The organism is Secundilactobacillus collinoides DSM 20515 = JCM 1123 (assembly GCF_001435975.1).
Classification (GTDB): Bacteria; Bacillota; Bacilli; order Lactobacillales; family Lactobacillaceae; genus Secundilactobacillus; species Secundilactobacillus collinoides.
Genome location: NZ_AYYR01000078.1, coordinates 1 through 25,581, shown reverse-complemented (window position 1 = coordinate 25,581; position 25,581 = coordinate 1). Strand labels below are relative to the sequence as shown.

Genomic DNA, 25,581 nt, shown 5'->3' with positions numbered 1-25,581 from the left:
TAATTTTAACGCCGAAGGTGGGAAAATTAATTAGCTTCATCGCGAGCCACTACGGTACCGTGCCAAATCGCGCAATGTAACGGTCAGAACCAGCGAATACCTGAGATAAATGTGCGAAAGTGAAAAGGCACAGTGACAATCGAACGGGGTTCATCGCGAGCCACTATAACGGAGTGCCAAATCGTTCAATACAATAGCCAGTAGGCAAGGCGTAAACCACTTTGAATGCACAAAAAAACAGCCACCAAAGAGTGACTGTCGCGTAACATAACTATATGTAGGGCGGTATGTGGGACTCGAACCCACGCATGCCGGAACCACAATCCGGTGTGTTAACCAAACTTCACCAATACCGCCATCACAGCAATAACAATTATATCATACCTGTTAATACTGTGGCACATTTTTTTGAATTATTTTGCAGAAGGCGCGTCTTTGTCGGTTTTCGCGTCGCCTTTGAGCAGTTCAAGGGCTTTTTGATATTCGTTGACGGTTTCAGAAAATGGGTCCCAGAAGTTGTCATCAATGTCGTTGATCTTGCGTACTTCAAACCCCATAGCGGTTGGCGCGATGTCCACTTCTTCGTCCTTTGCGAGCTTCAATTTAGCGACCAGGTCAGCGGGGATTGCCAGAAATAAGTTACCATCAGCATCGGCTTGAATTTTGTTGGATTGGGCGTTCATGTTGGTCCCTCCCGTGAGAAATATTTAACTCTATTATATCGCGAAAGCGCTACAGTTTGGTAGGAAGTGTGTGATTTACATTAAAAATAATCAAAATGACCATTAATTCTGAAAAATGACAGTCAGATGTTCAGCAACCGCGGCGCAAACCGGTGCAATTGCGCACGAATGTCATATTTCGTCGTCAAATGGCTGAAAATAGCGGGATTGCGTTTCCCCTAATCTTTAAAACGGGTAAGTGTGGGCCTGATTCAACATTGACAAATGAAAATTTGGTGAGTATTATTGAGCCAACTTAATTAAACGGCAATGAAGGGAAGAGTAAGCAGTCTGACCGTGTTTAGCGAGCGTCCAGTGATGGGAGGACGTCACGGGAAAACTGCCGAAAATGAGCCCAGAGCCTGCGTTTGGTGGGAGCTGAACGGACGTTGGACCACGTTACCGGTCGCAACTTTACATGAAGTTGATGAGGCAGTCGGTAGGAATTGGCTGCAAACTCGGGTGGTATCGCGAAAGGCTTTCGTCCCGTTACTGGTGCAAACTGGTAGCGGGGCGATTTTTTTGTTTGGTTAGGTGAATTTGGTTGTGTGTCAGAAGAAGGGGATGTGTCTCATGAAAAAACGCATTGTTGCGTTATCCGTGCCCGCAGTCGCTATCGCGTTGGTGTTAGCAGGCTGTGGCAGCAGTTCAAGTAAGACGTCAAATAAGGTGTTGAACACGACGGCTCAGGCCAACGTGGAAACGGTCGATCCAAACCGGGTCACCGATGTCGGCAGTGATTTAGCCGTCACCCAGACGGTGGAAGGCCTGTACAAGCAAAATAACAAGGGCAAGATCGTCGCTTCAGTCGCCAAAAAGATCGTCAAACCGACTGATAACGGGAAAGTCTACACCTTTAATTTAAAGAAAACAAAATGGAGCGACGGGTCAGCCGTGACTGCCCAGGACTTCGTAGCCTCGTTCCGGCGGCAAGTCGAACCAAAGACAAAATCCCAGCGGGCGAACCATTTAGAGGACCTCGTGAACTATAGCGGCGTAGCCTCGGGTAAACTGAACCCAGACAAACTCGGTGTTAAAGCACTGGGCAAGTACAAACTGCAAATCACTTTGAGCCACAAGGTGCCCTATTATAACTACGTTTTAGCCACCCAACTGTTCCCAGTGAACCGCAAAGATTTAAGCAAGTGGGGCACCAAGTACGGAACGAGTTCCAAGTACGCTGCGTCTAACGGGGCTTACGTCATCAAAAATTGGAACTCTTCAAAGGATACCTGGAACCTGGTTAAGAACAAGGACTACTACGGAGCCGGTCACGTCAAGATAAATAAGATCCACTTCCAAGTTGTGAAGACACCGCAGACCGGTTTGCGGCTCTTCCAGAGCAAGGAAGTTCAAGAAACCCAACTGTCCGGGAGTTACGTTTCAATGGTCAAGAAGCAGTACAAGAAGGACCTCGTTGTTTCTAAATACGGGGAACAAGCCTTCCTGACCTGGAACAACTACAACACGACCGCCAAGAATACTAATTTGCGCCGCGCCATCAGCTATTCCTTGAACCGGAAAACGTTGGCCAGCGACGTGCTGAAAGACGGGTCGCAGGCAGCTAAGTCGATCGTGCCTTCTGGTGAAGTCAAGGGTAGCAACGGCAAGGACTTCAACACGCAAGTCGGCAACGGCCTCGCCTATAATTCGACCAAGGCGAAGTACTACTTCAAACTCGCTCAGCAGGAATTGGGCAAAAAGAAGATCACCATCCAGTTGTTGACTGCTGATACGGATGCTTACAAGTCCGTCGGCGAATACATTCAAGCTCAAGCCCAGAAAGTTTTGCCTGGCCTCAAGATCACCATCAAGTCGATTCCTTTGGAACAAGAAATCACCGCGTTCTCTAACCACAATTATCAATTTGGGACTCTTGGCTGGTCCACTGACTTCCCTGACCCAATCGATTACCTCAACATTGCGGCTAAGGGCGGCGAAATTAACTTCACCAACTGGACCAACGCTAAGTATCAAAAAGTCATCGATCAAATCAACGACACCAAGAATCAAACCGCTTCGCAACGGGTCAAACTTCAGCAGAAGGCTGCTAAGATTTTGAACACTGAACAAGGGGTTACGCCTCTCTATCAGTACGCTTCTGTGCACCTTGTTTCCAGTGACCTTAAAGGGTTGAGTTATCCTTTGATCGGGTATCAAAAGTATGAGTATGTGAGTTGGAAATAGTTTGGGATTGTTTTTCGGTGCATTGCGTTGAATTGCGTAGCGGTTTATTACGTTGCATTCCGTGATTTGGCACTCCATTCCACTCACTTTCAGCCCACTGCTTCATTTTGCCAAGCATCGAATGAGTGTTAATGCCAGTTTGCGGAGAAGTCCGCCCTCGACTGCACGTCAATGAGTGTCAGCGAATCCCTCAGTATTAGCGTTGAGTGGTCAACACTTTGCTAGTAGAATTTGCAACGTTTGTTGTGGCTGTTGAGTTAACTGGCCGCGTGTCGTTTGATCACAGTGGACTAGTTTATTTGTACTAGGTGTTGTTCATGTATTCATCATATTGATCAGAACCGCACTGTTCTAATGAAAGAGACACAAATTATTCTTCTACGCGCTTCAAAACAGAAAGGAGCACCATATGACAGTTAAAATTGGAATTGCCAGTAACCATCTTATTCATCCTAATCCGCGGTTTGACACTAACTATGTTGACTATGTTCAGATTGGGTATGTTGATGGACTTCGGCAGAGTGGGGCTCAGCCGTTTATTTTGCCGCTTGGGCTACCGGATGAGGCCGCTGCTTACATTGACGCGGTTGATGGGCTGCTGCTGACTGGCGGGCAGGGGGTTACGCCCGTTGTTTACGGGGATGAACCCATTCAGCAGGTTGCTGAGACCGATATTTACCGTGACCAGTTTGAGATTGCGCTGGTAAAGGCAGCGGTTGCTGCCGGGAAGCCGATTCTTGGGATTTGCCGCGGTGAACAGATTATTAACGTTGCCTTGAATGGAACGCTCTATCAGGATATTTACGTGCAGGCCGGCGTCAATGGCAAGCACAATCAGGCACCGACTTCCTGGGAGATTCCCACGCAACACGTGACCACCACGGCTGGTTCGTGGCTCAATACACTGTTTGGCGAGCGCTTCTTGGTCAACACGTTCCATCACCAAGCCATTCATGAACTTGGTGATAACCTGACCGCCGTTGCAAAGAGTGATGACGGTATCGTGGAAGCCATTGAATCCGCAGATAAGCGCATCTTCGGCGTACAATTCCACCCGGAAATGATGTTTGAAACGCACCCTGAGTTTTTAAAGATTTTTCAGCATCTGATCGATACGGTAAACGAGACCGTATAAGTTAAAAATCATTAAAGGACTGACCCAATTTTTATCGTGGGGCAGTCCTTTAAGTTGCTGAAAACGGCTTCGTGGCGCGGAAATTATGAAAAAATTAAGTCTGTCACAAAAATGTAAAGATGATGTAAACAGATGAAAATCTCTGGCAAACTACTGTCATATTTGAAAATAAGTGGTAAACTACCAAATGTACCGGAAAGATATCGAGTTGTGTGTTTCCTTCGATTTTTGAAAGGGGAAATTGATAGTGGCTAAGCGTTTTGTTGTCACTAAACCAGACGAACATATTGTTCACCGGACGAACAGTCTCCAAACTGTTACCCAGATAACGAAGCGGCCAAAATGGGTCGTGGAGCAATATATAAATAGTGACAAGCTGCTGGATGGTTGGAAAATTGTCGACCAGGATGACCGGCAGGCGAGTTAACAAGAAGCTCAGGTCTGATGGCCTGGGCTTCTTTTAGTTTTTGAATGGTGCGGGTCGTTGCTGTGTACTCGCGACCGAGGACTGACCACGGTACATCAAGAAACGCATCATTGGAAATAAAAAACGTTGTTTCGAGTTAATTGTCGAACAACGTTTTGTTAATTCGTAAAATTTGTAGACAAACCATAACGCTCAGAAACGTGTGCCTCACAACCGAGTGACTAAGTTGCGTTTAACGTCAGGGCCAATCCTCAAAAATTTAAAACATCATCATCTGGCCGACGATTGACAACTGTAGGCTGGTTGCAGTCATCACTAAGCAAAGGAACAAGCATCGCTGATTATCGCCTATTAAGCATTCGAGGGCGGATTCCCTAGGAACTAGCATTGACTGCATGTCGATTCTTATCCAGTAAATAAAGCCAGCACAAAGTGAGTGGAATGGCGCAATTTGGCACGGCGTCGTGGTGTCGATGGTAGTTAGCGACCGTACTTGGGTCGGTTACTACCATGCGAGACGAATGAGATCCACTCGAGAGCTGCGCAGCAGAAATCGAGTTAGCTCATTCGCGAGCCACTACGATGCCGTGCCAAATTGCAGAATGCAACGGAAAGAAAGATCAGTCCCCAACACCAACAATCCCATATTGTGAGATGTAACGGTTAGCTCAAGGAAACCCGATTTCGGACGTCTCCAAACTAAAGAACGCAACGGTAAACACACATGAACATCATCTTTCTACAACTGCTTAGTCAAATAATTCTGAATCCCAATCTGATCGATAAGGTCCAGCGTCTGCAGATCCCAGTTGAGGTCTTCGTCTTCATCGATGTAGTAGTCTTTCAAAAGGTCGTAGGTGGTCACGTCGAAGTTGTCGTGGTTGACTTGCTGCTCAAGGACCTGCATGCCAGCGGTTTGCTTGTCTGCGTCGGCTTTTAGATAGGTCAGAAAGTCGGTGATGACGGGCTGCTCAGGGGCAGCTTCCTGCTTCACGTCACCGCCGAGGTCAAGCATTCGGTCGATGGCTTTGGTGACGAAATCCAGTTCCTCGGTGGCGTGGCGGTCATACTTCTTCTGTAGTTTCCGAAAGCCCTGGTTACCGAAAACTTGGGCTTGAAACTGGTGGTTAATGGCGTTGGCAGTTACTGCGGTGACGTAGGCCTGCAGCATTCCGACGACTTCTTGTTTTGACTTTGACATGGTGAAGACTCCTTTCAAATTGGGGTACGTTATGGTTAGTTTAGAACATGATTAATCGCGGTGCAAGGCTAATTGGAGCAGGTCGATAATGCCGACGGATGAACTTGGGAAGGCGAAGACCTGCTTGCCGAGGTCGTTGGCGGACATGTGGCCGTTGATGATCAGCGTCAGCAGGTTGATCAGGTCGGGGGCGTCGTTGCCGATGATTTCGGCGCCGACCAGGTAGTTGTCCTGGTCGAAGACGGCCTTCAAATCGGCATCCAGTTCGTTCTTGTACTGGAAGGCTAAGCGCTGGCCGTAAGCGATATCCTGAACGTGGTAGGTAGCGGTATCAGCTTCTGCTTGAGCCACAGTCACCCCGACTTGGGCTAAGCGCGGCATAGTGAAGACAACGGCGGGAATCACTGGGTAGTCGATGGGTGCCGGACTGCCGAGAATCTGGCCGGCGATGTAGTTGGATTCAAACGTTGCGGTGGGGGTCAGGCGGGCAATCTTTTTATCGATGACGTCCCCGCTGGCGTAGACGGATGTTACGCTGGTCCGCAGGTGGTCGTCGACTTCGATACCGTGACGGTTGTAGGCAATACCAACGGCTTCCAAACCAAGGTTTTCGACATTTGGCACCCGGCCAGTTGCACCCAGCACGTAGTCGGTGTCGATGGTCAGGCCGCTGTCAGTCACGGCTTGGAAGTGGTCGCCGACTTGCGCAACGCTGGCCAGCCCTTCGCCAAAGTGGAAGGTCACGCCCGCTGCGGTGAGCTTGGTCACCAGCTGGTCGACGTGGTCTTTATTAAACGCTGCGAGCGCCCGTTGGCCATATTCAACGATGTGGACGTCACTGCCCAGCGCGGCAGCCATGGCAGCAAATTCCAGTGAGATAATACCAGCGCCGATAAAGGTGATGCGAGCTGGCATGGCTTCCAGATCGAGGAACTCACGGGAATCGTGCAGGAACTCGGCACCGTCGATCGGCAGTTTGGCCGGGCGTTCACCGGTGCCTAATACAATGGCATCGGCGGTATACGATTTGTCGTTGACGACAACGGTATGCCCGTCAGTCAAGGCGGCGTGACCCATGATCAGGTCGATGCCCATCTGTGCAAAGAGGCCGGTCATCTGGACGCTCAGCGGGTCGATAATGTCGTGCTTGTAGGCCATCAGCTGTGACCAGTCGATCTTCACGCTGTCGTTGACACCTTTGCCCCGATACTGTTTCAGTTGTTCGCTCAGTTCAAACGGGCCGTCCAGCAAGATTTTTGCGTCACAGCCGTAGTTGGTGCAGGTGCCGGCAACCGTGTCTTCTTCCATGATGGCCACGTTCTTGCCAGCTTGTTTCAATGGTACAGCGGCATGCCAGGTGGCGTGCCCGCTGCCGATGAAAATAACGTCATAGTCCATAGTGAGACCTCCAAATAGATTAATTTAATCGTGCACGACTAATCGGTGCAAATGAACGGGATGGCCGAGTGGGCAATCCCGAATAACGCATTAGTCTTTAACCGCCAACCCGTCTTCAAACGCCTGGATCAGGTCGTTGTTCAGCGTGAGGGCTTGTTTGTATTGTTCTGGTGACAGTTTGTATTTTGCAATGCAGTCGGCCAGTGCCTGAAAAATGGCATCCTTCTCCGACCGACCCTTGTCGCTCAAGGAGACAATCAATTGCCGGCGGTCGTTTTCCGGGTGGACCCGGGTCAGCCAGCCGTTATTTTCCAAGCGCTTCAACAACGGGGTGAGGGTGTTGCTGTTGAGTTTCAGCTCATCGCCCAGCTCGTGAAGTGTTTGATTGTCGCGTTCCCACAGGGACATCAGGACCAGGTACTGCGCGTAGGTCAGCCCAAACGGCGCTAGTGCCTGCTGATAGAATCTGTTGAAGAGCCGGTTCATGTTGTAAACCGAGAAGCAGAGTAAGCTCGTCAGTTGGATATCGTCGTTCATTGCGTGGCCTCCTATTATTTCTGTCGTGCACGATAGAAATAATATAACACGGTATTTGCTGAGTGTCAAACCTGACCGGCAGTATGAAGTGCAACACCAAAATGCGAAACAAAACTGGAATTCCCAGCACAAAAGCACATCCGGCACCGCCCACCGGTCACCCAAACGAGTTAAAGTCGAAACTAAAAAAGATCATCCCTGCCCAAAAGCGGCAGCAATGATCTTTTTTTATTTCTTACTTTGTTTGCGGTACTCGTCCAAATCAAGCACGATAAAACTTAACCGCTGCTGACCGTACAACGCGATTTCGCTGGGTGCGGATGGCACGGGGATCTCGGTGGTCTTCGCCAGGGCTTCGCCAATTGCGTGGGCCGCCTTCATTACGGCGTCATCTTCGTCGATACCGAGGACTTTGACCTCTGGCACATCGGGGACGGTGATTTGGATTCTGTTCAGTTCGACAGTTGGATCAAACACTGCCGGGTATACTAGACGCTCAGCCATTAAATATAGCCTCCTATAAAATTACAACCAATACCCCTATAATACCGAATTTTCGCCATTAAGAAAAGTTTTTCCGAGAAATTTAAAATTTGGTTGACACTTTTGTGGGCAATTTTGTTTGTATAAGTGTAAGGCGTTGGCCAACAACTTACCAAATAAAACCCATAAGAGGAGAAACAACTATGAACACGACATGGACTAAAACAACGCTCACTTTAATGATGCGAACTGCTGACGATAAGTTGATCCGCCAATCTTTCAGCAACCTGATTGAAGCCCCTTCTGACACCCAGATCAAGGGCTTTGCCGGAGTTGTAGAAACATTGACTGGCAACAAATTTGACCACGCGATCGTAACGACGACTGATGACGTTTCAGACATCATCTTATAATAGGAGGACAAGACTTATGGCTAAGGATTCAGCAAAAACTGTACTGCAATTGGTATTCAAGGGTGAAGATGAAAAATTACACACCTTCAGCTTCAACAAGGCCGTGCCCGACCTTGACGAAAGTACCATCAAGAAGGCGATGACAACCGTGACGACCTTGGACATGTTTGCCAAGCAGGGTGTACAACTCTACCTGAACGTGGCAAGCGCTGCCTACGTTGACACTGTGAACCGCCACGTCTTCGAAGTTTAATACTTTCAAGGCCTAGCCCCGCGGCCCCCGTTCATTTTCTGAAAAGCTGCATAACGGCAAGGGGGACTTGGGATGACACATCTGTATCAAAAACGATTGCTGTGCCTGCTGATATTAGCAGCCGCCCAGCAGCTCCACCATATTGAACTCGCAATCTTCGCGCTGTCTTTATGGCCGGTTCGATAGCGAAAGGCGCTCCTGATTATGGGAGCGCCTTTTTTGGTATGACGGATACTGCTAACTCACAAAAGGCTGAGACAAAAAAGCAGTAGGGGGCAGCGACAAGACGCCATTGCTTTAATGAAGTAAAGCGCACCGCGTTAACATGCAAAAGCATCTCAGTCGAACGCCAGGTCCGCGTCAGGTATAATAGAAGTAAGAAAGACCACCCACGACAATCAAAGGAGTGATCACAATGGAAAACCGCTCTAGTGTCAATTCTGACCACCCAGCACGGATGACGTGCAAATTTGCGACGCAGTCACCGCGGTTCGCACAAAAGATGGCCAAATTATTGAACCTGACCCCCATTGAAACGACCACGATTCACGGCGGCCGCGGACAGGAATGCGGTAATTTGACGCTCACCGTCGACGTCCGGCCAACGGATCCCGGTGACCAGTTTCAGTGGTTCATGGGCGAGCAGGCGTTGTTCACGCAGACACACGCGGAAATCAAATTGACGAACGTGCCGCTGGGATTGGACGGGGTGCAGTTTCGGTGCGAGGTGGTCCGGGAAAGTGAGCGGGGTCAGCTGAAGGCAACCGCGACCACCACCTTGGCGATTAGTCCCCGGCTGCCGGTTATTCTAGCGAACCAGCCGCTGCATCAGGTGCCGGTCAACTCACCATTGTTTCTCAAGGTCCGAAGCACTTCGGAATATGACCAGGGCTACCAGTGGTACTTCAACAACGAACCGATTCACGGCGCGGTGCAAGACGAGCTTAAGATGCCGTGCTGCCAGCCATACAATGCCGGCACCTATACCGTGGCAACGATGCGCAACAACCGGTCAGTAACAACCAGCGTGGAAGTTGTCGTGCGGGCGTCCAGCAACTGACCACAAAAAAAGCTTCAAAAATCAAAGTAACAATAATAGCTTTCAATAATCATTCTGGGTATAATGGTCCCAGTTATAACGATACGTCGTTGTAATGCTAACTTCATTGCGTACTGAAATACTTCCCCTGTATTTATTTCAGTAACAAGTAGTCCCCAAACATGTGGAAGGGAGTCGAGAGGCTCTCTTTTTTTGTAGAGTGCAAAACCAGGGGCGGTTAAGGAGTGGAGCCTAGTGGGCTTTGTCCAGTAAAGCCCGAACCTGGCTTTACTGGACGAAGTCAACTAGGCGCAACTCCTTGCCCCGTGTAGCACGTTTAGGCTAGGTAAAATAGGCGAGCAATGCAGCTGGGGTCTTTAAAATACATAAGAGCAAAGAGCGAGTGCAAAAGCAAATCCGCCCGCACAAAAAAATAAGAACAATAAACCAATCCCCCAGTTGCCCAAACCCAAATTATCCCCTAAACTAGAAACCAGCAAATAAAACCCAAACAGGAGACAAAATCCATGTCCAAAATCCAAGCAATCAAAATCGGCAAAGCCCTAGTCTACGGCTTCAAGCCAACCTCCCAACTCACCTTCATCAAAGAAGAAGTCGGCAAGCGCACCCTAAACGGCAAAGAAATCGCCTACGTTAAAATGCCAAAACAGATCCAAATCGAAGTCGTCCTACCATACGGATCAGAAATGATCAACGCCATCAATCACGAAAACGGAATGCCGGTGGAAGTCTTTACCGAAGACGGTATCCGCTACCATGTGGGCGGAACGTTCTTGGGACATGACCGGATCGATGACAATGAAATTTGTTTTGAGCTGGTCGGCAGTGATTACCAGGTCATCGAATAGACAGTAAAAAGCGCCTCAGCTAGTTTTTCTGGCTGGGCGCTTTTTTTGGTATAAATAATTGAAATGGAAATATAAGCGTTTAATATACCGAGAATGCAGAGCACTACGAGAATGCAGAGCACTATGTGATTTCAGTTTCTAATTAGAATACTTCAAAAACTGTACGAGAATTAATTTAAAAATTTACTGTTTTCTGAAAAAATACAATCAGCATGGTTTGTTTTGGACAAATACAATCATTATATAATAAAATTCTATAACAAAATTAGTTATTATAAAATAAGATAATTATGTGTTTTTATCGTTCCAATTTCAAAATAAAGGATTAAAATGTAATCATGAGCATTAGATATAGAATATCCTAACATCACTTACTATTAGATCAAAAAGATTAGAGAGTGGTTCTTTAATCGATAGTCAATATCATGATGTGATAATTCACATATTCAATCAAGGGAACAAAACTACTCTACACAAAGGAAGTTTTTATATGGAGAATACGAATACTACCCACAATGAGCGTCGCTTGGCAACGATAGCTGCTACTGCCATGATGTTGTCCAGTGCATTTTTTGGAGTTGTTGCAACGAACGATAGTGCTCAGGCGAGTTCAAAAGCAGCAAAGATCCGTTATTATCAAAACATCAAGAATGCTTATTACACATATAACTCTTCAAAATCAGGCAAGATGTATACTTCATCATACTTGACTAACGTAAAAAAAACTGTGAAAAAGAGCTCAACTAAATTATATGCCACGTACGCAGCTCATGTTACACGTCGTGATGGTGTAAAGGCTATTTATTACCGTATCAGTACTACCAAGGGTAAAACTATTGGCTGGCTCTGGAAGGGGTATTTGAAGAAAGCCACAACATCATCGACATCATCGCGATCGCCCTTAGATACATCGACTACTTCCGTGGGACTAGACGGATCTATTGAGAAAGCACCAGCTGGCATGCAGTTTGGTTATGGTGGTGGTGCAACCGCACCAGGGCAAGCTGAAGCACCAATTCTCAGAAAATAAAAATGAAGACTGCCGAAATTACAGCAGTCTTTTTTTGTTTTACTAATGGTTGAAAGCTAATAATATTGAAAAATAAACACGAATCACTCCTTGTCAGTGTAACTGAGTCATCAAAAACTATAGTCAAAGAAGTATTCGTGCCAATGTCTAATCTTTTGTGGAGAGTTGCTCCTTTTCTGCTTCTAGAGCGCGCTACCCCAAAATCTTCTCAACAATCCGCATCCCCACCTGCAAACAAGCCAGTAGGAACGAACTCCCGGACATCACGCCGAACAGGTAAGCTTCCCAGCGTTCCGAATTTTCCCGGCGATAGAAGATAACCGTACAAATACCGCATACGATTGCCACCGCAATAAATAACATAAAGATTGACCAGCGCAACGCCCAAAACCTCCTCATTAGAACCCGATAAATTTCTAATGAAAAGTATAGCACCAATTGATAACAGGAAGAATTACAGCAAAGTTACTATTTTGTTTCATTTCGGACAAGCAACGCTTCGGGGTACATTTCACCGATGTAGTCGTGAATCTGCGTCAGCATGTGCTGGGTCGAGGGGGTCTTGGCCTGCACGGATGAGGTGACCAGCCCGATGGAACGATAGAAGGTGTGTTCGAAGGGGTAGACGACGACGTCACCGATGATTTTCTGCAGCGCTAGTTCGGGGAGAATACCCAGGCCGAGGCCGGCTTCCACCATGGCAACAATCGACTGGTCATCAATGGAGAAGTGGATCAGGTTGGGCTGAATGCCGTAGTAATCCAGCGTGGCTTTGGTGTCCCGGTCGTAGTCGCCGGGTTGCAGGATGAAGTCGAAGTCGGCGAGGTCGTCCTTGGTCACTGAGTGGCGGTTGGCGGGGACGAAGCCCTTGGGTGCCACACAGTAGATTTCATCTTGAATGAGACTGTCGACAATCAACCGGTCCTCGTGAACGGGCAGGACAACGAAGCCGATGTCCAGGGTGCCGTTTTTAACGTCGCGGACGATCTGGTCGAAACCGGCTTGGCTGACCGAGATGTCAATGCGCGGGTAATGGCGCTTGAACGCCTGAATGATGGGTGGCAGCCAGTTGATGCAGACGGATGAAAAGGCGCCGATGCGGATGAGGCCGGAGTTCAGTCCGTTGATGTTGTCGGCCTCCTGTTGCAGGCGGGCGACGTTGTTGAGAATCTCTTGGATGATGGGTAAGATTAGCTCACCATTGGGTGTCAGCTCGGCGCCGGCCCGGGAACGAACGAAGACGGGAAAGCCCAGGTCGGATTCGAGCTGGGTCACTGAGTGGCTGATGGCTGAGGGGGTCACGTTTAATTTTAAGGCCGCCTTCTGGAAGGTCCCTTCCGAAACGACGGTGCTGAAGACTTGGTAAGCGAATGGCAGCATTCTGATCAGTTCCTTTACTTGAAAAATATTCATTTACTAATGAAATTTGTGAATCGTTCTAACATTATGGCAAGTATAGCACAGATACTGGCAAACCAATTCATAATGGTTGGTAAAACTGGCCTCAGCGAGGAAGAAAAGACGAGGCGCAAGCCCAAGGGAAAATGATATCCAGCATAAAGGCACTGTCCCGGTGGCGGGAGGGTGCGGGGCGGATGTGATAGGGTGCGCCCCTGGCGAAGGGTGAAAAGTGTGCCTGATACTCAAAGAGAGACGCAGGTCAGCTGGCCAAGATACCTCACAGCGCTGTAAGAAACAGAAAAAATAACACCACCTGCAGTGCGCAAAAGAAGGCTGAAGCTAGCTGATACCAAATCAATCATGGAGCAACCAAACTAAGCCATAAACAGGAAACAAACAACCAGCAACAAGAAATTTCGAACACAATCCTACTATATAAATGCGCAATAATCAGGTAGCAATACCAACAACAGCAATAAAACGCGCCGATACCGTTTCACCAGCCAGAAATGGTGACAATGGTGCAGAACCAAAAAGGCCACGGTTTATTGGGGTGATCCTGAAAACAAACCAGGATAAGCAGCCAAAAAGAAGGATGACAAATTACAAAAGGGCATCACTTATAACGACGATACGAACGCCATACGAGAAACCGGCAAGCCTCTAATATCAAAAATAACGCAATCAAAGGCAACACTAGCCGTACAAGACGTTGAATAACTCAAAACCGAAATAGGATTATTTTTTTCAAAATTGTTAGCCACCACAACTAGTATTTTCATAAATAATGGGTATAATAGAACTGTCCTATAAATTGATTTTCCGATTGTGGTGGCGATGAGCCTTTTCATAATAAGAAATCACTTAAAACAATCACAATCAGCTTTTAACTTGCAGCTGATCCAAACAGCGCGGCGCAACTACGATTTCCGGTAGGGGCGTCTTTTTTTGGCAAGGTGCGGAAGAAGGCGTTTAGGGGGCGGAGCACAAGAGACTCTGACGATGAAAACCCGGGCCTGGTTTTTATCGTCAGAGTCTCTTGTGTAGTAGCCCCCTGCCTTCTGCAGCCCGATTAGGCAAGAGAAAAGGGGAGCAGAATAGAAAATCCAAGAAACAGCAAGAGAAAGAGCCGGAGCAAATTCTACGAATTTGACTTTGAACTGGATCCGGGGCTTAATTTCGACGTTATTTTCGAAATAATAATCGCTAACTATAACCCTCGAAATAAAGCACAATATCATAATGATCCAACAAGACAAATTCATACTGAATGAAGTCCAACCGGACTAAATGAATATGCAAGTGAAAAAATTATTTTCGAATTTGCAACAAAAATTAATTAGCGAAGTACATAAGTTCAATAAAAAAACGTTAAATTCACTTACTAAAGAGATGTGTTCTTAATCTTTTTAACGCTTTCAAAATAAAAGAGCATAACATTGGAACATGACAAATAATCGCGTTATAGTAGCGTTGTACCTTGATGAATTGCTGTAACGACGGGGCGTAGAGCTTATATTTCAATATGTTGCAGAATTGTGAATATATGACACGATGAATACAATCGTGACTTATGCTTGATTTACCACAAGCCCTTACGTTATACTTTTCTCAGGGTCATTTGAGGAACCCTCACGACATTGTCGATTGTATATAAATACTTAACATTTTCGGCAATATTGTGTATACTGTTTATGCTTGATGAGTTACATAACTATATGTTTGGAGGAATATCACATGCAAGCAAGTTTAAAGAAATCTCTTTATTTGGGCTTAGCTGCATTATCATTTGTCGCTGCCGGCGCTGCCGCAACTACAACTGCTAGTGCAAAGTCATACGCAACTGTTAAGACAAACACTACCTTAACAACTGCAGCTACTGATCGTAACGTTAACTTAACCGGTACTAATGCTATTTATACTAAGGCCGGTACTGTTAAGGGCGCTAAGATTGTTGCTCCAACCACTACAGCTAAGAAGTTAAACAAGTCTACTAATGGCTCAGCTAACTTCCGTGCTTACCGTGTTGCAACTACTAACCGAGGCTCAGTTTATTACAAGGTTGTATCATTTGATGGTTCATACCGTGGCTGGGTTTATGGTGGCAAGTCAACTTCTAAGTTTGCCGGCGGTGTAGCTTCATACGACACCACTAAGACTGCAACTGCTCCTAGTTCAAGTGCTGTTTACACTCTGAAGAGTTCTGCTGTAAGCACTACTTCAAATACTGCTTTCTATGCACAACCAGCATGGGCAGAATACAAGATTGGTCGCGCCAAAGTTAATGGTGTTACTTTAACTTCAACTTCAGCTTATAAAGACACTCAATTCACATTTAGTGATGCTGTTACTAACCGTGCAGGCGACACTTTCTACAAGATTGCTACTGCACCTGGTGCTACTGATTTAGTTGGTCAATGGGTTGCTGCTTCTGCTGTTACTTCACCAAGTGACTTCAATGCAAGTACACAAGTGAAGATTAACATCACTACTACTGATGGTACCTCTGTTGCCTCATTTAACTACACACCTACGACTGCTACTGGGGAAGGCACTGCTGTTGATTTGAGTAGTGATTCAGCACTTTCTACGAAGGCTGATGACGCAGCCACTGCTGCTGGTTACAAACTTAAGACATCTGACAATGTTAACCAGGCAGCTTTAAAGGCAGCTACTATTGGTGGCACTGTGACCCTTTATGCGACTAAGAGCGACCAAGTAAGTATGAACACAACTGTTTACATTGCTCAATCAGGCAGTGTAACTCCTGTTAAAGCGACTACTACTAGTGACGCATCAGTTACTAAGCCTAGTGACGCTGAAAATGTTATTGTGACTCCAACGACTGCATTTACTCCATTTACTGGTGCTGAGGGTGCTACCTACACTGCAGCTGATGCTTTGGCATACTTGAATGGTAATTCAACTTTGAAGACTTTGTATTCTCCAAAGTTCCAAGATACCAATGCAAGTGGTACTACAACTTGGTACGAATATGTTTACACACCACAATCTGCTAGTGCTGGTACCTACGATGCATCTGAATCTGTACAAGCTGTTTACACGGCTACTAAGACCGCTACTACAGCACCTACAGGCACAACAACAACTGGAACTGCTACTGGTGCCTTAGACAATTAATTAATTGTCTAAGAAAAACGTTTTGAATACACGTTAATTCTTTTTATCAATTAATCTTGATGAAAATTTGAACCTTTCAGCTGATATTGCTGGGGGTCTCTGAGCGCATTTGACTTTATGTCAGATGCGTTTTTGTTTACTCTTAGATCAGGGCAATCCGGTTAAAGAAGTTGGTCAGATGTAAGCAGTAGATAACTGACCGTATTGAATACTGCGATTTCATCACAAATATAAAAAAGAAGCCTGGTATGTCTCGTTCTTTGAGACATACCAGGCTTCTTACTATGACGCGTTCTTTTCTTCGTTCTTTTCAGGAATTAGTACTCCAGCTTGCACTCTTTTGATTGCCTCAAGATCGGATTCTTTGAAATTCTATGGTAAATAAGCTGCTAACTGTTCCTTTTTTGGGAAAGTTGGTAGCTGCGCAACTCCGAGTAGAATATATTCGATATATTTCGTCGGATCAATGTGATTGGCCTTGGCACTCTCGACAATTGTCATCCAAATTGCTGTTGATCTAGCACCTTCTGGGCTAGTACTGAACAGCCAGTTCTTTCGACCAATCACTAAACTCTTCATCGTTCGTTCAGCGGTGTTGTTGCTCTAGTCCATGGTTCCATCGTTCACGATTCGGCTCAGATACATGCGTTGATCAGCTGCGTAAGTCACGGCTTTACCTAGTCGGGACTTATCTAGCCCGTCATAATGATCGACCCACTGCCAGAACCGTTTTAAAAGCGGTCTTATTTTACTACGCCGACGTCGCCGGCGTACTCGAGGCGAAAAGTGTTGCCAGGTCTTCTCCAGTCGAAACATGCTGTTGATCAATCGCAAGGGTGTTTCAGCGTACTGTTTATCGGCATCAAACGCATCTTTGAACTTTCGCCGGACGTGCGCCCAACAGCCGACGCGCTGGATTGCCTGATCACCAAGCAGGTTATAGCCCGCATATCCGTCGCATTGTAACACGCCTTGATACGTGCTATAGAGTTGTTTCTGCGCGAATGAACCAGCTCTGGTCTGGCTATAAGCATAGTACACAATCCGATTGGTTAGTTTCAAAGGGGTGGTGGCAACCCACATGTAATATCTTGACTTTGCTGCTCGACCAGGCTCATTAATAACTTGGATTGGCGTTTCATCACCTTGGAGGTGATGACGGGCAATTAATTCTCGGTGGATCAGACTATACAATGGTTCTATCAGTTGACTAGTCTTGATGATCCAGTTTGCTAAAGTGCCCTCTGAAACATTAAAACCGCCCTGTTTAAGGGCTCGTTGTTGGCGCGTCTTCTTTTTTTGCCTGATCTTAGTCATTACTTGGTAGGTCTCTTCGCTTTGGTCCCCAGTTTGCTCTGGTTCGGTCAAAACACTACTTTGGCCGAATAATGATAATTGATCTGAATTGATTCTTTCAGAACTTTGACCGTAGATCTTTTTGGTCAAAAACGCCACTTGTTCTTCTAACAGTTGAATCGTCTGTTTTAGTTCATGTACTTCTTGTTTTAACTCAGTGTTTTGCCGAATTAGTTCGGCCTCAATATTTTTTGCGTGTTTAGTCATCGTATTCACCACCTTTACGTATATAAGTTATTGAAAAGAGTTTACCACTTGCTAAATGGGTTTAAAAGCTATTTTTTGTGACCTGGTGGGGTCACTTGATGAATGGTCGACTCCAACGACCACCCACTTAAAAGTTGAAGTAACTGTTTGGGATTTAACTTACGAATAGCGTCTTGATTAACTGGCCATTGGAGTCGGCCATTCTCGATTCGTTTGTATAATAACAGGAATCCGTCACCATCCCAGTACAGTGCTTTGAATCGGTCTTTACGACTCCCGCAGAACAAATATAACGCGCTGTTATATGGGTCCAAATCAAATTGATCTTGGACGACACCAGCTAGCCCATCAATTCCCTTTCTTAAATCTGTTTTTCCGCAGACCAGAAAAATCTGATGAAGCTTATTTTGGTCGATTATCATCGCTAAACACCGCCTTTAGGAATGCATCTAAAATATAACCGTTAATGTGATTGTAGATAATGACAGATTTGTTGGTGCCGACTTTGATGTGCATTGCTTTCGTCGTAACCGTTGGTTGCGACTGTGGCGTTTGACCCATGCGAATTTGAACAATATCAGGTTTTTCAGTCATAAAAAATTACCTCACCAATTTTATTTGATGAGGTAATCGTAAATCATTTTAGAGTTGATTTGAATACGGTCGGTTATCTACTGCTTACGATTAATCGCTGGGATATAGGCGTGCTTAATCATACAAAATTAATACCCAAAAGAAAAAGACACCATGAACTTCTCGAGGTTTGAGGAATTCATGGTGCCTTTATTGTTTACTGACACGGTATACCAATCTCTTATACTAAATTTAATATTTTATTATTATCATTAGTAATAAGCACCTTTTTAAACAGCCGTTTATAAAATATATTACGAAAAAACAGATGAATAAAGGCTTTCAAAATATTTTCAAACATTGATATGAAAGATAAAGTTAGACAATCCCAAAAACATATATTTCATTTCCAAACTTAGGGTTTACAAAATAAGCAGATCCATGTTATCTTATCTCTAGAAATTTGGTATAGACCTAGCGAATCATTCCAATGAGGAGGAAATAATGATTAACCACTATCCCAGCCCCTTAACCTTAAAGGGACTCACGACGGCGGCACAACAGAAGGTCAATAGAGCAGGGTATCTTGATGTAACAAGTTTAAAATTGGAAGACATCGCGGACAAGCGCAATTATTGTCCGAAGCAGCTAGACTTTAAGAACGTTTTTGCCTTGGTGAATTTTAATGAACCAGAACCGTACCGAACTGCGGTGATCACACTTGATAATCATATTTTTGCAGTGCGTTCCACAGCTAATCGGTTGTTGAATAAACTAGGTCATACATTTGTATTGGACCGTGACCACCTTAGGAGAGATATTTGCCCGGCACTGGGAATCAATAAGCAGGTACCGTACGTTTGCGGTGATTACTGGCTGATACCGATGGACGAAATTAACGGGAATAATACCTCTTGGATCCGTTGGATGAATCAGGAGCTTGATGTGGCTTATGAGGACGAGTACTTGAACATCGGATGTTGGCGGAGTGTCCCGCAACGGTGGTCGATGACAAGGCTGCGTTTGAGACGACGTTTAAAAAAGTGCCTGCTGGTTGCGGAGTTTATCGAAGCGATAGTTGCACAGATAGTGCCGCCGGGTAAGCCTCAAGAGCTGATCGACGTGCAGCCGGTGGTTGAGACAATTACTCAAAATCACATTGCCCAACTCACCGAGAAATATGGTCGCCAAGATGATGTTGTTTCAGTAGCGGGATTGTGTGGCATTCTTTAGAAAATTGGGTTGACTAACTGAGGTCATTTACAGAAAGGATAGGTTACGTGTCAAACGGATATCTTCGATTGAGCGGCGTTACTGATGAGTATAATAAGCAGGTCCAACAAACGGGTTACTTGGCTGTTGCGGATTTGCGGACGGAAGATGTTGTCGCGGTGGAGTCAGAACCAGCAAGAGTGGCGTGGGCGAACGTGTTTGCGCTGGTGAATGTGAGCCAGTATTGGGTGGCGGGTGAGCAACCGTATCGAACAATTGTGATTATGCAGGATAACCGAGTGTTTAAATTGATACAGAGTATTCAAAGGCTAATGACACTGATAGAGGATCAGCGGCTGTTGAAATTAGATGCGCATATTCGTAAGTTGATTGCGCCCGCATTGGGATTGCATCGTAATTTACCATATGTGGCGGGCGATTTGTGTCTGGTGCCGGTGACGCCAAGAGTGAGGAGCAACAATTCGTGGGTGCACTGGCAGTCTGATGAAATGAACTGGGATTATCGTCAGGATGGCACAATGCTGACAAGGGAAGGCTGTGTACCATTATTGTGGGCGGTATCGGATGAGATAATCAAAAGAAGGATTCGTGACTGTTCGCGATTGGTGAGCTTTTTGCAGAGTTATGGCCAGAAGCTTCGGTTAGGAAAATTGGGGCATGAGGCCATTCGTGTAACGGTATCGCCGGTGTCAGATGTTCAGGACGTCGATCAGCGGGTGACGTATAATTGGGCGATGCGGGTGATGATGTCCTTGTCCCAGCAGGTGGAGGAGAAGGTGTTGTCACTGGCGTTGCGAGAGATACAGCAGGGCGATTACTCGAGGATGCCGGAAGTTTGACGTGGATTCTTAGACGAGCTTGAAACCAGTGCGACAGCGTTGAGGCGCTGTGGCTTTTTGTTTGGTTGGGTTTGAATTGATTACATATATAGAAACAACAGTTTTACTGGAATGGTGGCCTTTTCCATCGCCAGATGGCTGAAACTGGTCGCAGCATGGCGGATCTGGAGGGTACAGAATGATATGTTCTTCGTTTTAAATCACTCAGTTTCAGTGCCCGTTTAAATAATAAAGTAGTTTGATATTAAATTGCATTCGATTCTCTAGGTGTCTGAAAATATGATATGGATGAGGTCTTTGTGTAGCTCACTAAGCACACCGAAAAAGGCAATGCGCCTGATGCCGTTTACGGTAGTTTCAGACGCATTGCCTTTTTTTGTCTGTATTAATTGCTTGAAATGTTATATTGTCCAAGCAACAGCAATGCTGGTGAACATGTATCTCACTTGCTTGTTGTTAAATTCTTTTAGAACCTTATGGTGCTTGTATGTTGCGGGTTTAAAGTGCAGCTTGACTAGGTGTTTTTCCTCATCGTCATAGTCCCCAACGGTGTAATAACCTGATTTGTGCTTTTTTGAAAGTGTGAATTGCTTGTGACCGTTATAAACCTTACCAAGCGTATGGACCTCTGCAAGGATTGCTTTTTTTGTGAAAGTACTTATTGGTAGATACAAAACGGGCCTTGATTCTGGTTCGGCGCCACCCCAAACAGTGTTTGGACTGTGGGTGTAAAATTGCGCCCGAAAAATTCATGAGTCACCTTCGTCAGCGTACCAAGTAACGCGCAAGGCTTTAGAAAGTGAGTTGGTAGCGGCTGAGACAGTGGCGGGGTGAGTTGCAGTAAGTGCCAGACCGAAGGAAAACGCTGCCGTGGCGGCGAGTATTCCAGCGAGTAGCTATGATTGAAGCTTACGATAAGGTGGTTGGTGGATAGGTTTTCCTCTGCTAACAATTTGATAATGAAATGATATTTCCATTATCGTGTTAGTAATCAGACTTTAAGGCGTTAATTTTAAAAGCATAATGGGGCAATAGTGTTTTTTTATAACAGGACTATTGTCGTCATAGTGCCTGATCATAGGTAACAGTATAGTCGTGAACAGAAATTATGGTATAGCACAACGAGATTCACGTTTTCCAGACTAAGACCAACCATCAACCGTGTCTTTTCATTGAGGTCGCTTGGTGCATAACTATTATGGTATTCTTCGTGTTTGACAGGCTAATGGTTATGAACTAATATCAAAGTCAAAGAATAGTCATACGCCTCTAAGAGAAGAGTAACCAGCAGCAACCCCACAGCGAGTGTTCACCCGGTGCAAGAACACACGTTGCTGCCGGCGAAGATGAACTCGGAATGGTCCGGCAGGTTAACGCTATGCCGGCGGTTGGCAGCCGTTAGCACTGCCGCCGTTTTAAAACGGTGTAAGCTGGCAATCTAAACTTTGCCAAATTAGGTGGTACCGCGGTTAATCAAATCGCCCTGATACAGAATTTCTGTATTGGGGCGTTTTTTAGTTTAAAGAAACGAGGAGATAGCGATGCGAATTAGTGTTGATACAGAACGGGAATTTCTAGAATCAGTGTTTAAGGTCCAGGGCTTCAATGAACAGGATGGGCAATTATTGGCAGATACCTTAGTGGACGCGGATCTGCGCGGTATTTCGTCACATGGGATCCAGCGGCTGCAGTGGTATTCCAAGATGATTGAAGACCACACGCTGGAACCGAAGAACCAGCCCAAAATATTAAACGAGACACCGACGAGTTTACTCATTGATGCTGATAAAAGTATGGGGCAGATTGCCTCGGCGTTTGCGATGCGCAAGCTCATTGAAAAGGCCAAAGCAGGCGGAGTAGCGTTAGCGGTCATTAGAAATTCAAACCATTTCGGTACTGCTGGCTACTACTCACGGATGGCCAGCAAAGAGGGGCTGATCGGTATTTCAACGACCAATACGCGGCCGTTAGTGGTGCCGACGAATTCGCTGGAGGCCTTTCTCGGGTCAAATGCGTTGGCATTCACTTTCCCGGCTGACCCGCACCCGTTTGTTTTCGATGGTGCAACGGCGACGGTGTCGAGCGGCAAGATTCAAGTGCTAGCGAAGAAGGGCGAACAGATTCCTGGGGACTGGGCCGTTGATGAAAATCGCAACGTGCTGCATGATGCCAAGACGGTAGAAGATAATTTAGCCACCATTGCGTTTTCCGATGACCGGCCAGGTGGCGGTGTCCTGACTCTTGGCGGTAATAAGGAAGTCAACTCCAACTACAAAGGGTTTGGCAATTCACTGATCATCGAACTGTTGACGGGTATTCTGGCACAGGGGTCGTTGTCGGCTGATACAAACAAGGCACCGCATGACTTCAGTCAGTTCTTTATGACGATCAACCCAGCACTTTTCGGTGACCTGGAAACACTGAAGGCTAACGCAAGTGCGATGTTTGACCGAATCCGGCACTTGAAGCATGTCCCAGGGACGAAGATTATGATTCCCGGCGACCGCGAGTACCAAAACTACGACGACAATTTAAAGGCTGGAATCAATATCGACGGTGAAACGTTAGCTGAATTGCAAGCAATCAGTAAGCAGTATAACGTGCCGTTACCAATCGATGAGGCCAACGCATAGGATTCATGATGGGCTTAGCTGGCTGTAAGACTGCAATATAATAAATAAAAAGACAAAAATATTGATAGTGTCGTTTTATTTGAACAGTAATTTGACGTTTTAATAAATTCAAAAACACCTAACCTTCGCAAAATGAGACGGTTAGGTGTTTTTGTATTATTTCAATGTTCGCTGATGAGAATGTGTCGATTCATGTTTAACTTGCCGATTGATAATCGCAATTTTTAATAACTGCCACGCCTTGGTACGCATACAAGGACCATAGGCGCCTGTGGATCACCTAAAAAAAGGGGTTCATAGTATGATCACGAAACATGAACAAGCATTTGAATTTTTAGCTACTGGTGACCACGTGCTAATTGTATATAGCGCGTTGAAGAAATTAGGTATGCGGCCGAGTGATGATGATTACGACGATTACGTTCAGGACTGCTGGCTGTGGTTCTCAGATATCTTTCAGAAGTACACGGGCAATCCCTGGTCGGCGCCCAAATCGTTTTTAGCATACGCGCACGTGGCGTTGTACCGCAGGGCGCTGAATGAACGGATGCGGCGGCAGAGAAGAGACAATGTGACGGATGACGCACCCGACTGGGAACAGGTGGGTGAGGAGCTGGCCGTGCTGACAACGGAGACGGACATTGTGGACCGGTCGATGCTGGATTGCTGGCTGGCACGCTGTTCTGGCGTGGAACGGGACTACCTGATCGATGCGGTTGTGCATCAGATGACGCCGACTGAGATTGCGGAGAAGCGTGGCGTTTCTCGGCAGACGGTGTATCAGTGGCGGCGGAAGGTGCGGGAGAAGTTGAGGCAGTTGCGGGTGTAAAAATTAATACGAAATAAAGATGGACAGGCCTAGAAGTGGAAATTTCTAGGCCTGTTTTAGCGTTGGAATATTAGAAAATAAGTTAATTGAAAGACATCAAAAACTATTTGATCAACTGAATATCATGAAAATACTGCAGGATTGTATTGGTGATTTCTTGGAGATACTTTTCAGATTTTTTGGGGCGAATAAAATTCAAGTAAATATCACGCATTAGTGGGTGAGGGGCTAAGTGCAACTTATTCACATTTGACACACTCGTGTCCGGCCAAGAATAGGCTGGCCAGAAGCAAATACCAGCATTGTTTTCGACTAATCCATGAATCGTTTCACGGTCTCCTGATTCAAAAATAGGATGGAAATAAAACCCCTGTTCTCTTAATTTGTTTTCTATTTCAGTCCTAAGGGGACTAGGACTACCCATTATAATTGGATATTTTTTCAAATCATTAATAATAATAGTATCACCATTTTGATATGGTAAAGCGCTATTTACGGCAATGTAAACCTCTTCATGTAGTAAACGGACTGAATCGTACTTGTTTAACGGTAAGGTTGAAAACGAAAAATCGTAATTGTCCAACCCGCCTGCTTCGACACCGTGTTGTTCCAGATCGATGTGCAGATTTGGATATTTGGTGTGGAGCCGTTGTAATAATCCAGGAAGTAAAGCCGAAGAAGTTTCAAATTTTAAGGTGATTCGTTGCGAAATGGAACCTGACATGTGTGAGACAGATTGAACAGCGGTATCAAGCTGGTTTACTGATAGATTGACTTGGCGTTCAAACAGAATACCTGCCTGACTTAATGTAATTGTGTGTCCCTTTCTGATAAACAATTCAATACCTAATTCTTCTTCAAGTTCTTTCATAGTTCGGCTAAGGGAAGGCTGCGAAACATGCAATTCCCTGGCGGTTTTCGAGATGTTTTTGTTTTGTGCAATTTTAAGAAAATAACGTAATTGAAGTAGTCGCATAATTGCCCTCCATATCTAAAATGATATGTTCCATATGATATATTGTATTTCACTAATGGTAAAAAATGCAATACACTTTTCTCATCAAATTCTTAGTAGTTTGAAATTTAATTCTAATTTACATGAGAGGTGTTGCGATGTGAGTGAAGCAACAGGAGATAAGATTGAAATTTCTAAAGCCATTAGCAATTTATCTGATTTAATTGCTTGCAAAGGTGTGAGTGATTCTGGTGAGGGTATTCAAGAGTCAGTCCAATTTCTAAAGCAATTTTTGAGGAGTCACCTCAATGCAGAAGTGACTATTGTTAAGGCGGAGAACGATGGTAATCCAATCATATTGGCTACAGTAAAGGGAATTAAAAAGGACGCCATCATGTTTTATGGTCATTACGATGTGATGGATCCTGGAGATTTAAATAAGTGGGATAGTGATCCCTTCAAATTAACACGCCGAAACGGTAAATTATATGCTCGTGGTGCTGGCGATAATCGGGGCCAGCTAATGGCTTCGATTCAAGGCGTTGAACAGTATCTCAATAGCATTGAAGGTATGCCGCCTCAAACCATTATGTTTTTCATTGAGGGAGAGGAAGAACAGGGTAGCAGAAATCTTTTCGCAACAGTTGCGAAACATACTGATAAGCTGAAACTTGAAAGCTAATAATCACGCCAAAGGCGTGTGGTTATTGGCTTTTTTGG

24 protein-coding genes, 1 tRNA gene, 1 pseudogene and 1 other annotated feature are annotated in these 25,581 nt (G+C 45.6%); of the genes and pseudogenes, 14 read left to right on the top strand and 12 right to left on the bottom strand.

Translation table 11 applies throughout. The features are described 5' to 3' along the window. Window positions 1–281: 281 nt before the first annotated feature. Window positions 282–356, bottom strand: a tRNA-His gene (locus FC82_RS12735). A 57-nt stretch (window positions 357–413) separates the two neighbouring features. Continuing rightward, window positions 414–683 carry a hypothetical protein gene (locus FC82_RS12730; RefSeq protein ID WP_054762146.1) on the bottom strand — a complete coding sequence of 90 codons (270 nt, stop codon included), beginning with the start codon at window positions 681–683 and terminating at the stop codon, window positions 414–416. 300 nt (window positions 684–983) lie between these two features. After that, window positions 984–1,214 (top strand) — a binding site (T-box leader). 81 nt (window positions 1,215–1,295) lie between these two features. Between FC82_RS12730 and FC82_RS12725 the strand changes: the two genes are divergently transcribed. The 3 genes from FC82_RS12725 to FC82_RS12715 all read left to right on the top strand — a co-directional run bounded on the left by FC82_RS12725 (window position 1,296) and on the right by FC82_RS12715 (window position 4,471). Continuing rightward, a complete protein-coding gene (locus FC82_RS12725; protein ID WP_056997203.1) occupies window positions 1,296–2,909 on the top strand; it encodes a peptide ABC transporter substrate-binding protein in 1,614 nt (537 codons plus the stop codon). A gap of 409 nt (window positions 2,910–3,318) precedes the next feature. After that, window positions 3,319–4,044: a gamma-glutamyl-gamma-aminobutyrate hydrolase family protein gene (locus FC82_RS12720; protein ID WP_054762148.1), complete on the top strand. Its 726-nt coding sequence runs from the start codon at window positions 3,319–3,321 to the stop codon at window positions 4,042–4,044. A 247-nt stretch (window positions 4,045–4,291) separates the two neighbouring features. Next, window positions 4,292–4,471, top strand: coding sequence for a hypothetical protein (locus tag FC82_RS12715; RefSeq protein ID WP_054762150.1), 180 nt, complete (start codon window positions 4,292–4,294; stop codon window positions 4,469–4,471). Window positions 4,472–5,210: 739 nt separating this feature from the next. Here FC82_RS12715 and FC82_RS12710 read toward each other — a convergent pair. The 4 genes from FC82_RS12710 to FC82_RS12695 form a co-directional block, all read right to left on the bottom strand. Further along, complete coding sequence (locus FC82_RS12710) at window positions 5,211–5,672, bottom strand: ferritin-like domain-containing protein (RefSeq protein ID WP_054762153.1); 462 nt, start codon at window positions 5,670–5,672, stop codon at window positions 5,211–5,213. 51 nt (window positions 5,673–5,723) lie between these two features. Continuing rightward, window positions 5,724–7,070, bottom strand: a complete 1,347-nt coding sequence (locus tag FC82_RS12705) for a dihydrolipoyl dehydrogenase family protein (RefSeq protein WP_056997202.1) — start codon at window positions 7,068–7,070, stop codon at window positions 5,724–5,726. 90 nt (window positions 7,071–7,160) lie between these two features. Further along, window positions 7,161–7,607 (bottom strand): MarR family winged helix-turn-helix transcriptional regulator, encoded by a 447-nt coding sequence (locus FC82_RS12700; RefSeq protein ID WP_054762155.1) that lies wholly within the window; start codon window positions 7,605–7,607, stop codon window positions 7,161–7,163. A 228-nt stretch (window positions 7,608–7,835) separates the two neighbouring features. After that, window positions 7,836–8,111 carry a hypothetical protein gene (locus FC82_RS12695; RefSeq protein WP_056997201.1) on the bottom strand — a complete coding sequence of 92 codons (276 nt, stop codon included), beginning with the start codon at window positions 8,109–8,111 and terminating at the stop codon, window positions 7,836–7,838. A 182-nt stretch (window positions 8,112–8,293) separates the two neighbouring features. Between FC82_RS12695 and FC82_RS12690 the strand changes: the two genes are divergently transcribed. From FC82_RS12690 to FC82_RS12665, 5 genes are all read left to right on the top strand, one after another. Next, the gene (locus tag FC82_RS12690) at window positions 8,294–8,503 is read left to right on the top strand and encodes a DUF1659 domain-containing protein (RefSeq protein ID WP_054762157.1); all 210 of its coding nucleotides are present in this window, start codon (window positions 8,294–8,296) and stop codon (window positions 8,501–8,503) included. 16 nt (window positions 8,504–8,519) lie between these two features. Next, complete coding sequence (locus FC82_RS12685; protein ID WP_054762160.1) at window positions 8,520–8,756, top strand: DUF2922 domain-containing protein; 237 nt, start codon at window positions 8,520–8,522, stop codon at window positions 8,754–8,756. A gap of 415 nt (window positions 8,757–9,171) precedes the next feature. Next, window positions 9,172–9,816, top strand: coding sequence for a hypothetical protein (locus FC82_RS12680; protein ID WP_054762162.1), 645 nt, complete (start codon window positions 9,172–9,174; stop codon window positions 9,814–9,816). 506 nt (window positions 9,817–10,322) lie between these two features. Next, window positions 10,323–10,664, top strand: a complete 342-nt coding sequence (locus FC82_RS12670) for a hypothetical protein (RefSeq protein ID WP_056997200.1) — start codon at window positions 10,323–10,325, stop codon at window positions 10,662–10,664. A gap of 490 nt (window positions 10,665–11,154) precedes the next feature. Continuing rightward, window positions 11,155–11,694, top strand: a complete 540-nt coding sequence (locus FC82_RS12665; RefSeq protein WP_054762168.1) for a hypothetical protein — start codon at window positions 11,155–11,157, stop codon at window positions 11,692–11,694. Between the two features lie 192 nt (window positions 11,695–11,886). Here FC82_RS12665 and FC82_RS12660 read toward each other — a convergent pair whose 3' ends face one another. Together FC82_RS12660 and FC82_RS12655 are read right to left on the bottom strand one after the other, a co-directional pair. Beyond that, window positions 11,887–12,075 (bottom strand): hypothetical protein, encoded by a 189-nt coding sequence (locus FC82_RS12660; RefSeq protein WP_054762170.1) that lies wholly within the window; start codon window positions 12,073–12,075, stop codon window positions 11,887–11,889. Window positions 12,076–12,162: 87 nt separating this feature from the next. After that, a complete protein-coding gene (locus tag FC82_RS12655) occupies window positions 12,163–13,074 on the bottom strand; it encodes a LysR family transcriptional regulator (protein ID WP_056997199.1) in 912 nt (303 codons plus the stop codon). 1,758 nt (window positions 13,075–14,832) lie between these two features. Here FC82_RS12655 and FC82_RS12645 point away from each other — a divergent pair. After that, a complete protein-coding gene (locus FC82_RS12645; RefSeq protein ID WP_054762172.1) occupies window positions 14,833–16,236 on the top strand; it encodes a hypothetical protein in 1,404 nt (467 codons plus the stop codon). Window positions 16,237–16,608: 372 nt separating this feature from the next. Here the strand turns inward: FC82_RS12645 and tnpC are convergent. From tnpC to FC82_RS12625, 3 genes and pseudogenes are all read right to left on the bottom strand, one after another. After that, window positions 16,609–17,799: pseudogene (tnpC, locus tag FC82_RS12635) on the bottom strand (IS66 family transposase). Between the two features lie 68 nt (window positions 17,800–17,867). Further along, the gene (gene tnpB, locus FC82_RS12630; RefSeq protein ID WP_056997196.1) at window positions 17,868–18,221 is read right to left on the bottom strand and encodes an IS66 family insertion sequence element accessory protein TnpB; all 354 of its coding nucleotides are present in this window, start codon (window positions 18,219–18,221) and stop codon (window positions 17,868–17,870) included. Beyond that, a complete protein-coding gene (locus tag FC82_RS12625; protein WP_054712986.1) occupies window positions 18,202–18,393 on the bottom strand; it encodes a hypothetical protein in 192 nt (63 codons plus the stop codon). Before FC82_RS12625 ends, tnpB begins: the two co-directional genes overlap by 20 nt. A gap of 483 nt (window positions 18,394–18,876) precedes the next feature. On the opposite strand from FC82_RS12625, the gene FC82_RS12620 reads away from it, so the two are divergent. The 4 genes from FC82_RS12620 (at window position 18,877) to FC82_RS12600 (ending at window position 23,906) form a co-directional block, all read left to right on the top strand. Next, window positions 18,877–19,605, top strand: a complete 729-nt coding sequence (locus tag FC82_RS12620) for a hypothetical protein (RefSeq protein WP_054762178.1) — start codon at window positions 18,877–18,879, stop codon at window positions 19,603–19,605. A gap of 68 nt (window positions 19,606–19,673) precedes the next feature. After that, on the top strand, window positions 19,674–20,444 hold the full coding sequence (locus FC82_RS12615) for a hypothetical protein (protein ID WP_153020941.1): 771 nt from the start codon (window positions 19,674–19,676) through the stop codon (window positions 20,442–20,444). 1,541 nt (window positions 20,445–21,985) lie between these two features. Then, window positions 21,986–23,077 carry an Ldh family oxidoreductase gene (locus FC82_RS12605; protein WP_056997194.1) on the top strand — a complete coding sequence of 364 codons (1,092 nt, stop codon included), beginning with the start codon at window positions 21,986–21,988 and terminating at the stop codon, window positions 23,075–23,077. A gap of 301 nt (window positions 23,078–23,378) precedes the next feature. Next, a complete protein-coding gene (locus FC82_RS12600; protein ID WP_054762186.1) occupies window positions 23,379–23,906 on the top strand; it encodes a sigma-70 family RNA polymerase sigma factor in 528 nt (175 codons plus the stop codon). A gap of 103 nt (window positions 23,907–24,009) precedes the next feature. Here FC82_RS12600 and FC82_RS12595 read toward each other — a convergent pair whose 3' ends face one another. Further along, window positions 24,010–24,882, bottom strand: a complete 873-nt coding sequence (locus FC82_RS12595) for a LysR substrate-binding domain-containing protein (protein ID WP_056997193.1) — start codon at window positions 24,880–24,882, stop codon at window positions 24,010–24,012. A 139-nt stretch (window positions 24,883–25,021) separates the two neighbouring features. Here FC82_RS12595 and FC82_RS12590 point away from each other — a divergent pair, with 139 nt between their 5' ends. Further along, window positions 25,022–25,543: a M20/M25/M40 family metallo-hydrolase gene (locus tag FC82_RS12590; protein WP_056997192.1), complete on the top strand. Its 522-nt coding sequence runs from the start codon at window positions 25,022–25,024 to the stop codon at window positions 25,541–25,543. The last annotated feature ends 38 nt before the right edge of the window (window positions 25,544–25,581 follow it).

Excerpts from the sequence above, each read along its gene's own strand:
- FC82_RS12730 (WP_054762146.1), bottom strand. The coding sequence starts at position 683 with ATGAACGCCCAATCCAACAAAATTCAAGCCGATGCTGATGGTAACTTA.
- FC82_RS12725 (WP_056997203.1), top strand. The coding sequence starts at position 1,296 with ATGAAAAAACGCATTGTTGCGTTATCCGTGCCCGCAGTCGCTATCGCG.
- FC82_RS12720 (WP_054762148.1), top strand. The coding sequence starts at position 3,319 with ATGACAGTTAAAATTGGAATTGCCAGTAACCATCTTATTCATCCTAAT.
- FC82_RS12710 (WP_054762153.1), bottom strand. The coding sequence starts at position 5,672 with ATGTCAAAGTCAAAACAAGAAGTCGTCGGAATGCTGCAGGCCTACGTC.
- FC82_RS12705 (WP_056997202.1), bottom strand. The coding sequence starts at position 7,070 with ATGGACTATGACGTTATTTTCATCGGCAGCGGGCACGCCACCTGGCAT.
- FC82_RS12700 (WP_054762155.1), bottom strand. The coding sequence starts at position 7,607 with ATGAACGACGATATCCAACTGACGAGCTTACTCTGCTTCTCGGTTTAC.
- FC82_RS12695 (WP_056997201.1), bottom strand. The coding sequence starts at position 8,111 with ATGGCTGAGCGTCTAGTATACCCGGCAGTGTTTGATCCAACTGTCGAA.
- FC82_RS12690 (WP_054762157.1), top strand. The coding sequence starts at position 8,294 with ATGAACACGACATGGACTAAAACAACGCTCACTTTAATGATGCGAACT.
- FC82_RS12685 (WP_054762160.1), top strand. The coding sequence starts at position 8,520 with ATGGCTAAGGATTCAGCAAAAACTGTACTGCAATTGGTATTCAAGGGT.
- FC82_RS12680 (WP_054762162.1), top strand. The coding sequence starts at position 9,172 with ATGGAAAACCGCTCTAGTGTCAATTCTGACCACCCAGCACGGATGACG.
- FC82_RS12670 (WP_056997200.1), top strand. The coding sequence starts at position 10,323 with ATGTCCAAAATCCAAGCAATCAAAATCGGCAAAGCCCTAGTCTACGGC.
- FC82_RS12665 (WP_054762168.1), top strand. The coding sequence starts at position 11,155 with ATGGAGAATACGAATACTACCCACAATGAGCGTCGCTTGGCAACGATA.
- FC82_RS12655 (WP_056997199.1), bottom strand. The coding sequence starts at position 13,074 with ATGCTGCCATTCGCTTACCAAGTCTTCAGCACCGTCGTTTCGGAAGGG.
- FC82_RS12645 (WP_054762172.1), top strand. The coding sequence starts at position 14,833 with ATGCAAGCAAGTTTAAAGAAATCTCTTTATTTGGGCTTAGCTGCATTA.
- tnpB (WP_056997196.1), bottom strand. The coding sequence starts at position 18,221 with ATGATAATCGACCAAAATAAGCTTCATCAGATTTTTCTGGTCTGCGGA.
- FC82_RS12625 (WP_054712986.1), bottom strand. The coding sequence starts at position 18,393 with ATGACTGAAAAACCTGATATTGTTCAAATTCGCATGGGTCAAACGCCA.
- FC82_RS12620 (WP_054762178.1), top strand. The coding sequence starts at position 18,877 with ATGATTAACCACTATCCCAGCCCCTTAACCTTAAAGGGACTCACGACG.
- FC82_RS12605 (WP_056997194.1), top strand. The coding sequence starts at position 21,986 with ATGCGAATTAGTGTTGATACAGAACGGGAATTTCTAGAATCAGTGTTT.
- FC82_RS12600 (WP_054762186.1), top strand. The coding sequence starts at position 23,379 with ATGATCACGAAACATGAACAAGCATTTGAATTTTTAGCTACTGGTGAC.
- FC82_RS12595 (WP_056997193.1), bottom strand. The coding sequence starts at position 24,882 with ATGCGACTACTTCAATTACGTTATTTTCTTAAAATTGCACAAAACAAA.